Here is a 12,881-nt window from a genome sequence, read left to right as displayed (position 1 = left end):
GGGAGCGCGGCCACGGTTGCCTCGTACCCCTCTGAGCGGGGGGTATGGTGATCTTCGTCGTGTCTCCGGGCGCCCCGGTTCGCGCCAGGGGGCCTTGACGAACCGCACGCAGCGCGCAATTCTCAGGACGCGTCGTCACAAGGATCCGTATCCGAGGCATGGATCGACGGCGAAGAGGGCAGTATCACCGTGCGTTGAGGGCTACCGGACCGAGGGCGTTGAGAACTACGAGGGTCTCGAAGAACCCGCACTGGACATCAGTGTGCCAAGTGGCTACACTGACCCTTTGCGCTGCCTGTTAGCTGTCCCCTGCCCGTCACCAGGGGCATGCCCTCACTTGAGTCCGGACGACCAGATCATCTCCCACCTGGCCTTTTCGCCAATCGGGGAATATCTGTCTCCGTGCCCGGGACTGAGGGGCCGGTACGCGCGTAGTGAGTCCGAGCCCTCGGAAGGACCCCCTCTTGGCCGCCTCGCGCAACGCCTCGACCTCGAATACGAACAACGCCGCCAGCACTGCCCCGCTGCGCATCTCTTTTGCAAAGATCAAGGAGCCGCTCGAGGTTCCCAACCTGCTCGCGTTGCAGACCGAGAGCTTTGACTGGCTGCTCGGGAACACCGCCTGGCAGAGTCGGGTCGAGGCGGCTCTGGAGTCCGGTCAGGACGTCCCCACCAAGTCCGGTCTGGAGGAGATCTTCGAGGAGATCTCCCCGATCGAGGACTTCTCCGGGTCGATGTCGCTGACGTTCCGCGACCACCGTTTCGAGCCGCCGAAGAACAGCATCGACGAGTGCAAGGACCGTGACTTCACGTACGCGGCCCCGCTCTTCGTGACGGCCGAGTTCACCAACAACGAGACCGGCGAGATCAAGTCCCAGACGGTCTTCATGGGCGACTTCCCGCTCATGACGAACAAGGGCACCTTCGTCATCAACGGCACCGAGCGTGTCGTGGTGTCGCAGCTGGTCCGTTCGCCGGGTGTCTACTTCGACTCCTCCATCGACAAGACGTCCGACAAGGACATCTTCTCGGCCAAGATCATCCCTTCCCGGGGCGCCTGGCTGGAGATGGAGATCGACAAGCGCGACATGGTCGGTGTCCGTATCGACCGCAAGCGCAAGCAGTCCGTCACCGTCCTTCTGAAGGCTCTCGGCTACACCACCGAGCAGATCCTCGAGGAGTTCGGCGAGTACGAGTCCATGCGCGCCACCCTGGAGAAGGACCACACCCAGGGCCAGGACGACGCGCTGCTCGACATCTACCGCAAGCTGCGTCCGGGCGAGCCCCCCACGCGTGAGGCCGCGCAGACGCTGCTCGAGAACCTCTACTTCAACCCCAAGCGCTACGACCTCGCGAAGGTCGGCCGCTACAAGGTCAACAAGAAGCTGGGCGCGGACGCCCCGCTCGACGCGGGCGTGCTGACCGTCGAGGACGTCATCTCGACGATCAAGTATCTGGTCAAGCTGCACGCCGGCGAGACCGAGACGGGCGCCGACAACGGCACGACGATCGTCGTCGAGACCGACGACATCGACCACTTCGGCAACCGTCGTCTGCGCAGCGTCGGCGAGCTCATCCAGAACCAGGTCCGCACGGGTCTGGCGCGTATGGAGCGAGTCGTCCGTGAGCGGATGACGACCCAGGACGTCGAGGCGATCACGCCGCAGACCCTGATCAACATTCGGCCGGTCGTCGCCTCCATCAAGGAGTTCTTCGGCACCAGCCAGCTGTCGCAGTTCATGGACCAGAACAACCCGCTGTCGGGTCTCACCCACAAGCGCCGTCTGTCGGCTCTTGGCCCGGGTGGTCTCTCCCGTGAGCGGGCCGGCTTCGAGGTCCGTGACGTGCACCCGTCCCACTACGGCCGCATGTGCCCGATCGAGACGCCCGAAGGCCCGAACATCGGTCTGATCGGCTCGCTCGCCTCGTACGGCCGCGTCAACGCGTTCGGTTTCGTGGAGACTCCGTACCGCAGGGTCGACGGCGACGTCGTCACCGACGAGGTCGACTACCTGACGGCCGACGAGGAGGACCGCTTCGTCATCGCGCAGGCCAACGCCACGCTCGACGACGACATGCGCTTCACCGAGAACCGCGTGCTGGTCCGCCGTCGTGGCGGCGAGGTCGACTACGTCCCCGGTGACGACGTGGACTACATGGACGTCTCGCCGCGCCAGATGGTGTCGGTCGCGACCGCCATGATCCCGTTCCTCGAGCACGACGACGCCAACCGTGCCCTCATGGGCGCGAACATGATGCGACAGGCCGTGCCGCTCATCAAGAGCGAGGCCCCGCTCGTCGGCACCGGCATGGAGTACCGCTCCGCCGTCGACGCCGGTGACGTGGTCAAGGCCGAGAAGGACGGTGTGGTCCAGGAGGTCTCCGCGGACTACATCACCACGACCAACGACGACGGCACGTACATCACGTACCGCCTGGCCAAGTTCTCGCGCTCCAACCAGGGCACCTCGGTCAACCAGAAGGTCATCGTCAACGAGGGCGACCGGATCATCACCGGTCAGGTCCTCGCCGACGGCCCGGCCACCGAGAACGGCGAGATGGCGCTCGGCAAGAACCTGCTCGTGGCGTTCATGCCGTGGGAGGGTCACAACTACGAGGACGCGATCATCCTGTCGCAGCGCCTCGTGCAGGACGACGTCCTCTCCTCGATCCACATCGAGGAGCACGAGGTCGACGCCCGTGACACCAAGCTCGGCCCCGAGGAGATCACCCGGGACATCCCGAACGTCTCCGAGGAGGTCCTCGCCGACCTCGACGAGCGCGGCATCATCCGCATCGGCGCCGAGGTCGTCGCCGGCGACATCCTGGTCGGCAAGGTCACGCCCAAGGGCGAGACCGAGCTGACCCCGGAGGAGCGCCTGCTGCGCGCGATCTTCGGCGAGAAGGCCCGTGAGGTCCGTGACACCTCGCTGAAGGTGCCGCACGGCGAGATCGGCAAGGTCATCGGCGTCCGCGTCTTCGACCGTGAAGAGGGCGACGAGCTGCCGCCGGGCGTGAACCAGCTGGTTCGTGTCTACGTGGCGCAGAAGCGCAAGATCACGGACGGTGACAAGCTCGCCGGCCGTCACGGCAACAAGGGCGTCATCTCCAAGATCCTGCCCATCGAGGACATGCCGTTCCTCGAGGACGGGACCCCGGTCGACATCATCCTCAACCCGCTGGGTGTGCCGTCCCGAATGAACCCGGGACAGGTGCTGGAGATCCACCTCGGCTGGCTCGCCAGCCGCGGCTGGGACGTCTCCGGTCTCGGCGAGGACTGGGCGCAGCGCCTGCAGGTCATCGGCGCCGACCAGGTCGCCCCGGGCACCAACGTCGCCACCCCGGTGTTCGACGGCGCCCGTGAGGACGAGCTCGCGGGTCTGCTGAACCACACCATCCCGAACCGCGACGGCGAGCGCATGGTGCAGCCGACCGGCAAGGCGAGGCTGTTCGACGGCCGCTCCGGCGAGCCGTTCCCGGACCCGATCTCCATCGGGTACATGTACATCCTCAAGCTCCACCACCTGGTCGACGACAAGCTGCACGCCCGTTCGACCGGCCCGTACTCGATGATCACCCAGCAGCCGCTGGGCGGTAAGGCGCAGTTCGGCGGTCAGCGCTTCGGTGAGATGGAGGTGTGGGCGCTGGAGGCTTACGGCGCCGCGTACGCCCTCCAGGAGCTCCTGACCATCAAGTCCGACGACGTCACCGGCCGCGTGAAGGTCTACGAGGCCATCGTCAAGGGCGAGAACATCCCCGAGCCCGGCATCCCCGAGTCCTTCAAGGTGCTCATCAAGGAGATGCAGTCTCTCTGCCTGAACGTGGAGGTGCTGTCCAGCGACGGTATGTCCATCGAGATGCGTGACACCGACGAGGACGTCTTCCGCGCGGCGGAGGAGCTCGGCATCGACCTGTCCCGGCGCGAGCCGAGCAGCGTCGAAGAGGTCTGACGGGAGTCCGGTCCGGAGGTTCTGCGATGAAATTCCCTGAACCTCCGGCCGGCCCCGGGACCCCCGTATCAGACCCCAAGACTTACAACCCTGAGAGGGATTGACGCATAGTGCTCGACGTCAACTTCTTCGACGAGCTCCGGATCGGTCTGGCTACCGCTGACGACATCCGTCAGTGGAGCCACGGCGAGGTCAAGAAGCCCGAGACCATCAACTACCGCACGCTCAAGCCCGAAAAGGACGGACTCTTCTGCGAGAAGATCTTCGGTCCGACCCGGGACTGGGAGTGCTACTGCGGCAAGTACAAGCGCGTCCGCTTCAAGGGCATCATCTGCGAGCGCTGCGGCGTCGAGGTCACTCGCGCCAAGGTGCGTCGTGAGCGGATGGGCCACATCGAGCTGGCCGCTCCCGTCACCCACATCTGGTACTTCAAGGGTGTCCCGAGCCGTCTGGGCTACCTGCTCGACCTGGCTCCCAAGGACCTCGAGAAGGTCATCTACTTCGCGGCGTACATGATCACGTACGTCGACGACGAGCGCCGCACGCGTGACCTGCCGTCGCTGGAGGCGCACGTCTCCGTCGAGCGTCAGCAGATCGAGAACCGTCGCGACTCCGACCTCGAGGCCCGCGCCAAGAAGCTCGAGACCGACCTGGCCGAGCTCGAGGCCGAGGGCGCCAAGGCCGACGTGCGCCGCAAGGTGCGCGAAGGTGCCGAGCGTGAGATGAAGCAGCTGCGCGACCGTGCGCAGCGCGAGATCGACCGCCTCGACGAGGTGTGGACGCGCTTCAAGAACCTCAAGGTCCAGGACCTCGAGGGCGACGAACTGCTCTACCGCGAGCTGCGTGACCGCTTCGGCACGTACTTCGACGGCTCGATGGGCGCCGCCGCGCTGCAGAAGCGCCTGGAGTCCTTCGACCTCGACGAGGAGGCCGAGCGTCTCCGCGAGATCATCCGTACCGGCAAGGGCCAGAAGAAGACCCGTGCGCTCAAGCGCCTGAAGGTCGTCTCCGCGTTCCTGCAGACCAGCAACAGCCCCAAGGGCATGGTGCTGGACTGCGTGCCGGTCATCCCGCCGGACCTCCGCCCGATGGTGCAGCTGGACGGTGGCCGCTTCGCGACCTCCGACCTGAACGACCTGTACCGCCGTGTGATCAACCGCAACAACCGCCTGAAGCGGCTTCTCGACCTCGGCGCGCCCGAGATCATCGTGAACAACGAGAAGCGCATGCTCCAGGAGGCCGTCGACGCGCTCTTCGACAACGGCCGTCGTGGTCGCCCGGTCACGGGCCCCGGCAACCGTCCGCTGAAGTCGCTGTCCGACATGCTCAAGGGCAAGCAGGGCCGCTTCCGTCAGAACCTGCTCGGCAAGCGTGTGGACTACTCCGCGCGTTCCGTGATCGTCGTCGGTCCGCAGCTGAAGCTGCACCAGTGCGGTCTGCCGAAGGCGATGGCGCTGGAGCTGTTCAAGCCGTTCGTGATGAAGCGGCTCGTGGACCTCAACCACGCGCAGAACATCAAGAGCGCCAAGCGCATGGTGGAGCGCGGCCGCACCGTTGTGTACGACGTCCTCGAAGAGGTCATCGCCGAGCACCCGGTGCTGCTGAACCGTGCGCCCACCCTGCACCGCCTGGGCATCCAGGCCTTCGAGCCGCAGCTGGTCGAGGGCAAGGCCATCCAGATCCACCCGCTCGTCTGCACCGCGTTCAACGCGGACTTCGACGGTGACCAGATGGCCGTCCACCTGCCGCTCTCCGCGGAGGCGCAGGCCGAGGCCCGCATCCTGATGCTGTCCTCGAACAACATCCTCAAGCCCGCCGACGGCCGTCCGGTGACGATGCCGACCCAGGACATGGTCCTCGGTCTGTTCTTCCTCACCACCGACGGCGAGCTGCGCGACACCAAGGGCGAGGGCCGCGCGTTCGGCTCCACGGCCGAGGCGATCATGGCGTTCGACGCCGGTGAGCTCGCGCTGCAGTCGGCGATCGACATCCGCTTCCCGGTGGGCACCATCCCGCCGCGTGGCTGGACGCCGCCGGCGCAGGAGGAGGGCGACCCCGAGTGGCAGCAGGGTGACACCTTCCGGCTGCGGACGACCCTGGGCCGCGCGCTCTTCAACGAGCTGCTGCCCGAGGACTACCCGTTCGTCGACTACTCGGTGGGCAAGAAGCAGCTCGGCGAGATCGTCAACGACCTCGCGGAGCGCTACCCCAAGGTCATCGTGGCGGCGACGCTCGACAACCTGAAGTCGGCCGGCTTCTACTGGGGTACCCGCTCCGGTGTCACCGTGGCCATCTCCGACGTCGTCGTCCCCGAGGCGAAGAAGGCCATCGTCGCGGGCTACGAGGCGCAGGACGAGAAGGTTCAGAAGCAGTACGAGCGTGGTCTGATCACCAAGGAAGAGCGCACGCAGGAGCTCATCGCGATCTGGACCAAGGCGACCAACGAGGTCGCCGAGGCGATGAACGCGAACTTCCCCAAGACCAACCCCATCTTCATGATGGTTGACTCGGGCGCCCGAGGAAACATGATGCAGATGCGGCAGATCGCCGGTATGCGTGGTCTGGTGTCGAACGCGAAGAACGAGACCATCCCGCGTCCGATCAAGGCGTCCTTCCGTGAGGGCCTGTCCGTGCTGGAGTACTTCATCTCCACGCACGGCGCCCGTAAGGGTCTGGCGGACACCGCCCTGCGTACCGCCGACTCGGGTTACCTGACCCGTCGTCTGGTGGACGTCTCGCAGGACGTCATCATCCGCGAGGAGGACTGTGGCACCGAGCGCGGTCTGAAGCTGAAGATCGCCGTCCGCGGCGAGGACGGCGTCCTGCGCAAGACGGACGACGTCGAGACCAGCGTCTACGCCCGCATGCTCGCCGAGGACGTCGTCATCGACGGCAAGGTGATCGCGCCGGCCAACGTGGACCTGGGCGACGTGCTCATCGACCAGCTGGTGCGCCACGGTGTCGAGGAGGTCAAGACCCGCTCGATCCTGACCTGTGAGTCGCAGGTCGGCACGTGCGCCATGTGCTACGGCCGCTCGCTGGCCACCGGCAAGCTGGTCGACATCGGTGAGGCGGTCGGCATCATCGCCGCCCAGTCCATCGGTGAGCCCGGCACCCAGCTGACGATGCGTACCTTCCACACCGGTGGTGTGGCCGGTGACGACATCACCCAGGGTCTGCCGCGTGTCGTCGAGCTCTTCGAGGCCCGTACCCCGAAGGGTGTCGCCCCGATCTCCGAAGCCTCCGGCCGCGTGCGGATCGAGGAGACCGAGAAGACGAAGAAGATCGTCATCACGCCGGACGACGGCAGCGACGAGACGGCGTTCCCGATCTCCAAGCGCGCCCGACTCCTGGTCAGCGAGGGCGAGCACGTCGAGGTGGGCCAGAAGCTCACCGTGGGTGCCACCAACCCGCACGACGTGCTGCGCATCCTGGGTCAGCGTGCCGTCCAGGTCCACCTGGTCGGCGAGGTCCAGAAGGTGTACAACTCGCAGGGCGTGTCGATCCACGACAAGCACATCGAGATCATCATCCGGCAGATGCTCCGCCGTGTGACGATCATCGAGTCCGGCGACGCCGAGCTGCTGCCCGGCGAGCTCGTCGAGCGCTCGAAGTTCGAGGTCGAGAACCGTCGTGTGGTGCAGGAGGGCGGTCACCCGGCCTCCGGTCGTCCGCAGCTCATGGGTATCACCAAGGCCTCGCTGGCCACGGAGTCCTGGCTGTCGGCGGCGTCCTTCCAGGAGACGACCAGGGTCCTCACGGACGCGGCGATCAACGCCAAGTCCGACTCCCTGATCGGCCTCAAGGAGAACGTCATCATCGGTAAGCTCATCCCGGCCGGTACGGGTCTGTCCCGCTACCGCAACATCCGGGTCGAGCCGACCGAGGAGGCCAAGGCCGCGATGTACTCGGCCGTCGGTTACGACGACATCGACTACTCGCCGTTCGGCACGGGCTCCGGCCAGGCCGTTCCGCTGGAGGACTACGACTACGGTCCGTACAACCAGTAAGGCGTACGTCTGAGATGCCGAAGGGCGGTCACTCCCGTTGGGGGGTGGCCGCCCTTCGGCGTGACCGGGTGGACGCCGGCAGGAGGTGCTGACGCGGCGGCGGGCGACGGGCGCTCCGGTGGGCGGCAGGGCGGCCGGTCTCCCGAGCCCCGGCGGGGCTGCACCGCACCAGGTGCTGCTCGTGTCGGTGGGCTGCAGGTCGACGGGTTGCCACCAGCAGCCGCGCTCACAATTCGGCCAGAAATGAGCCTGGAGAAAATGTGCAACCAGCTCATTCAGGACGTCGAGCCTGGCTCGACCACACACGAACGAGGCTCCTCGTTCGTTGTCGTGGGGCATAGCGCACCGCGAAACGAGGAGGAGCCCTGCTCATATCAATTTACTGACGCACGAAAGAAGCATTCGAGGGTCAGCAAAGTCCGTGTGCCGTGGACCTTTCTGACCCGCAGTGGGCCGTGAGGCCGTACTGGAGTGCCGGCCCGCTGCTTCATGCTGCCGAGACGGGGTGTGCGGCGCTCAGCCGTTCAACGGGCCCCACTCCTGGTCCGGGTTGCCATTGCAGGACCACTGAATCGCCTTGGCTCCGACAGCACTTCCCGAGGTGCCGAGGCACATCCCCGAATTCCGGTTGATCAGCTTGTGCCAACCCGCGCCGGAGCCATTCTGCCAGTACCACAGCTGGTCATTGTGGCCGTTGCAGTCCCATACCGTGGCAGCTGCGCCGGACGCCTTCGAGATGCCGCTGATGCCCAGGCACTGGCCGTTGTCGTTGGTCACCCGGTAGTAGGTACCGCGGGAATCCGTCCCCGCCGAGTGGAGGCCCCAGATCTGATCGGGGTTCTTGTTGCAGTACCACTGAATGGCGTTCGTCTTGTTGGCGCCGTTCTGGCTTCCCAGACAGTAGCCGTTCGCGTTGATCATCCGCGGGCCGGTCGCCGCGGATGCTGTCGGCGCGAACCCGACAAGCATCGACAATGCAGCCGACGTGGCACCTGCCGCGATGGTGACGCGCGTGAGCCTGTTCATATTGGAAATCACTCCGGAGCTCTTTCAGGGATGAATTTCCCGCGATCGGACTGAGAGGCGTGACCGGCCGAAAATCGACCTTGATGCTCCGGCTTGGATGTGCCGGAGTGCAAACCTTCGGACCCCGTGTGGGTTGGATCGCGGGGGTCATTGCCGACAGATTATCGGGTGACATTAATGGTGGCCGGTTTTATCGGACACCCAAGTCCGATGAGCTGCACTCCGTGGCCGCGAGGTCGCCGCTTCTCGCGGGTCGCGAGACTCCGGTGCACGAAGCCCGTATCGACGAGGTCGGGTCGGCACCGGACCCGGAGAGTCCGTGTCGGACGGCGGTGGGGACGGGCGAGTCCACATGTACACGTGCGGGAGGCGCTCCTTCGCGCGCTCGGCCGCAGCGGCGTCCCTATCGCGGGCCGCCGCCCCTCGGGGTCTTGACTCTCACCAGGGTCCAGGTTCGGTCCGGCCGGCCGTGCGCGACCGAACCGTCCGTCAACAGGCTGTGATGAGGATGTCGCGCACTCCATACCCCCAGTTGGGACCCGCAGGGGGCCCGGCGCCCCGGTCCCGCCGCCTTTGTTTTGACCGGAGTCGGTGCGCTAGGTACGCTCAGACCTTGTGCCTGGGGTGTGCCCTGGCCCATGTGCGTGTCTGCAACCGCATCGGGGCCGTAGCAATGGCCACCGCGATCCGCGCCCCTTCCTGCCTCGCGGCGGAAGTCCGCAGGTCCGACACACCCGACCGCGTGGGTCGGCGAAGTTCCAGGTTAGCTGTACAAATCGGCACACAGAAACCGGAGAAGTAGTGCCTACGATCCAGCAGCTGGTCCGTAAGGGCCGGCAGGACAAGGTCGAGAAGAACAAGACGCCCGCACTCGAGGGTTCTCCTCAGCGCCGCGGCGTCTGCACGCGCGTGTTCACGACCACCCCGAAGAAGCCGAACTCGGCCCTGCGTAAGGTCGCGCGTGTGCGTCTGACCAGCGGGATCGAGGTCACTGCTTACATTCCGGGTGAGGGACACAACCTGCAGGAGCACTCCATCGTGCTCGTGCGTGGTGGCCGTGTGAAGGACCTGCCGGGTGTTCGCTACAAGATCATCCGCGGCTCCCTCGACACCCAGGGTGTCAAGAACCGCAAGCAGGCCCGCAGCCGCTACGGCGCCAAGAAGGAGAAGTAAGAAATGCCTCGTAAGGGCCCTGCCCCGAAGCGCCCGGTCATCATCGACCCGGTCTACGGTTCTCCTCTTGTCACGTCGCTCATCAACAAGGTGCTGCTGAACGGCAAGCGCTCCACCGCCGAGCGCATCGTCTACGGTGCCATGGAGGGCCTGCGCGAGAAGACCGGCAACGACCCGGTCATCACGCTGAAGCGCGCTCTCGAGAACATCAAGCCGACCATCGAGGTCAAGTCCCGCCGTGTCGGTGGCGCGACCTACCAGGTTCCGGTCGAGGTCAAGCCCGGCCGCGCGAGCACGCTGGCGCTGCGCTGGCTCGTCGGCTACTCCCGCGCCCGTCGCGAGAAGACCATGACCGAGCGCCTGCTCAACGAGCTTCTCGACGCGTCCAACGGCCTCGGCGCCGCTGTGAAGAAGCGCGAGGACACCCACAAGATGGCCGAGTCCAACAAGGCCTTCGCGCACTACCGCTGGTAGTCGCTACCCACATCGAGACCGAGAGAAGACGAAAGCCTTATGGCTACCACTTCACTTGACCTGGCCAAGGTCCGCAACATCGGGATCATGGCCCACATCGACGCGGGCAAGACGACCACCACCGAGCGGATCCTGTTCTACACCGGCGTCTCCTACAAGATCGGTGAGGTCCACGACGGCGCCGCGACCATGGACTGGATGGAGCAGGAGCAGGAGCGTGGCATCACGATCACCTCTGCTGCCACCACCTGTCACTGGCCGCTCGCCGACGTCGACCACACCATCAACATCATCGACACCCCGGGTCACGTCGACTTCACCGTCGAGGTGGAGCGTTCCCTGCGTGTGCTCGACGGCGCTGTGACGGTGTTCGACGGCGTTGCCGGCGTCGAGCCCCAGTCCGAGACCGTGTGGCGTCAGGCGGACCGTTACGGCGTCCCGCGCATCTGCTTCGTCAACAAGCTCGACCGGACCGGTGCCGAGTTCCACCGTTGCGTCGACATGATCAGCGGCCGCCTGGGCGCGACCCCGATCGTGATGCAGCTGCCGATCGGTGCCGAGGCCGACTTCAAGGGCGTCGTCGACCTGGTCACGATGAAGGCCTTCGTGTGGTCCGCCGAGGCGGAGAAGGGCGAGATGTACGACGTCGTCGACATCCCGTCCACCCACACCGAGGCTGCCGAGGAGTACCGCGGCAAGCTCGTCGAGACCGTCGCCGAGAACGACGACGAGATCATGGAGCTGTACCTGGAGGGCCAGGAGCCGTCCGTGGAGCAGCTGTACGCCGCGATCCGTCGCATCACCATCGCGTCCGGCAAGTCCGACGGCGTCACCGTCACCCCGGTGTTCTGTGGCACCGCGTTCAAGAACAAGGGCGTCCAGCCCCTGCTCGACGCGGTCGTGCGCTACCTGCCCTCCCCCCTGGACGTCGAGGCCATCGAAGGCCACGACGTGAAGGACCCGGAGCAGGTCGTCAAGCGCAAGCCGTCCGAGGACGAGCCGCTGTCCGCCCTCGCGTTCAAGATCATGAGCGACCCGCACCTTGGCAAGCTCACCTTCGTCCGGGTCTACTCGGGCCGCCTGGTGTCCGGCACTGCCGTGCTGAACTCCGTCAAGGGCAAGAAGGAGCGCATCGGCAAGATCTACCGCATGCACGCGAACAAGCGTGAGGAGATCGAGGCGGTCGGCGCCGGCGACATCGTCGCCGTCATGGGTCTGAAGCAGACCACGACCGGCGAGACGCTGTGCGACGACAAGAACCCGGTGATCCTGGAGTCCATGGACTTCCCGGCCCCGGTCATCCAGGTCGCCATCGAGCCCAAGTCGAAGGGCGACCAGGAGAAGCTGGGCATCGCGATCCAGCGCCTGGCCGAGGAGGACCCGTCGTTCCAGGTCCACTCGGACGAGGAGACCGGCCAGACCATCATCGGCGGCATGGGCGAACTGCACCTCGAGGTGCTGGTCGACCGTATGCGCCGTGAGTTCAAGGTCGAGGCCAACGTCGGTAAGCCGCAGGTCGCCTACCGCGAGACCATCCGCAAGGCGGTCGACCGGGTCGACTACACGCACAAGAAGCAGACCGGCGGTACCGGCCAGTTCGCCAAGGTGCAGATCGCGATCGAGCCCATCGAGGGCGGCGACGCGTCGTACGAGTTCGTGAACAAGGTGACCGGTGGTCGTATCCCGAAGGAGTACATCCCTTCGGTCGACGCCGGTGCGCAGGAGGCCATGCAGTTCGGCATCCTCGCCGGTTACGAGATGACCGGCGTGCGCGTCATCCTGCTCGACGGCGGCTACCACGAGGTCGACTCCTCCGAGCTCGCCTTCAAGATCGCCGGTTCGCAGGCCTTCAAGGAGGCCGCACGCAAGGCCAGCCCCGTGCTGCTCGAGCCGATGATGGCCGTCGAGGTCACCACGCCCGAGGACTACATGGGTGAGGTCATCGGCGACATCAACTCCCGCCGTGGTCAGATCCAGGCCATGGAGGAGCGGGCCGGTGCCCGCGTCGTCAAGGGCCTGGTGCCCCTGTCGGAGATGTTCGGCTACGTCGGCGACCTCCGCAGCAAGACGTCGGGTCGCGCGAGCTACTCGATGCAGTTCGACTCCTACGCCGAGGTTCCCCGGAACGTCGCCGAGGAGATCATCGCGAAGGCCAAGGGCGAGTAACGCACCGCGTTCACACGCTTTAGGCTTGACTCCGGAGCCTCTGGGGCAACCACCCGCATTCGTCAAGGATCGTGGGTGTTTG

General features: G+C 65.8%; 6 protein-coding genes. 5 read left to right on the top strand and 1 reads right to left on the bottom strand.

Going from position 1 to position 12,881, the window contains the following annotated elements; genetic code table 11:
• Positions 1-464: 464 nt before the first annotated feature.
• Together rpoB and C6376_RS05805 are read left to right on the top strand one after the other, a co-directional pair.
• On the top strand, positions 465-3,950 hold the full coding sequence (gene rpoB / locus C6376_RS05810; protein WP_107442419.1) for a DNA-directed RNA polymerase subunit beta: 3,486 nt from the start codon (positions 465-467) through the stop codon (positions 3,948-3,950).
• 110 nt (positions 3,951-4,060) lie between these two features.
• On the top strand, positions 4,061-7,960 hold the full coding sequence (locus C6376_RS05805; protein ID WP_107442418.1) for a DNA-directed RNA polymerase subunit beta': 3,900 nt from the start codon (positions 4,061-4,063) through the stop codon (positions 7,958-7,960).
• Positions 7,961-8,476: 516 nt separating this feature from the next.
• On the opposite strand, the gene C6376_RS05800 is transcribed toward C6376_RS05805, so the two are convergent.
• On the bottom strand, positions 8,477-8,998 hold the full coding sequence (locus C6376_RS05800) for an RICIN domain-containing protein (RefSeq protein WP_159083159.1): 522 nt from the start codon (positions 8,996-8,998) through the stop codon (positions 8,477-8,479).
• A 789-nt stretch (positions 8,999-9,787) separates the two neighbouring features.
• Here C6376_RS05800 and rpsL point away from each other — a divergent pair.
• Genes rpsL through fusA form a run of 3 tightly spaced genes read left to right on the top strand, consistent with a single transcriptional unit; the run spans position 9,788 to position 12,799 of the window.
• Complete coding sequence (gene rpsL / locus C6376_RS05795; protein WP_003948652.1) at positions 9,788-10,159, top strand: 30S ribosomal protein S12; 372 nt, start codon at positions 9,788-9,790, stop codon at positions 10,157-10,159.
• Positions 10,160-10,162: 3 nt separating this feature from the next.
• Entirely contained in the window at positions 10,163-10,633 is a 471-nt protein-coding gene (rpsG, locus tag C6376_RS05790) for a 30S ribosomal protein S7 (protein ID WP_030788318.1), read from the top strand.
• A 39-nt stretch (positions 10,634-10,672) separates the two neighbouring features.
• On the top strand, positions 10,673-12,799 hold the full coding sequence (fusA, locus tag C6376_RS05785; protein WP_107442416.1) for an elongation factor G: 2,127 nt from the start codon (positions 10,673-10,675) through the stop codon (positions 12,797-12,799).
• Positions 12,800-12,881 lie beyond the last annotated feature (82 nt).

The organism is Streptomyces sp. P3, from assembly GCF_003032475.1.
Lineage (GTDB): Bacteria > Actinomycetota > Actinomycetes > Streptomycetales > Streptomycetaceae > Streptomyces.
The sequence above is the reverse complement of the archived record's forward strand: the minus strand, read 5'-3'. Positions and strand labels throughout refer to the sequence as shown.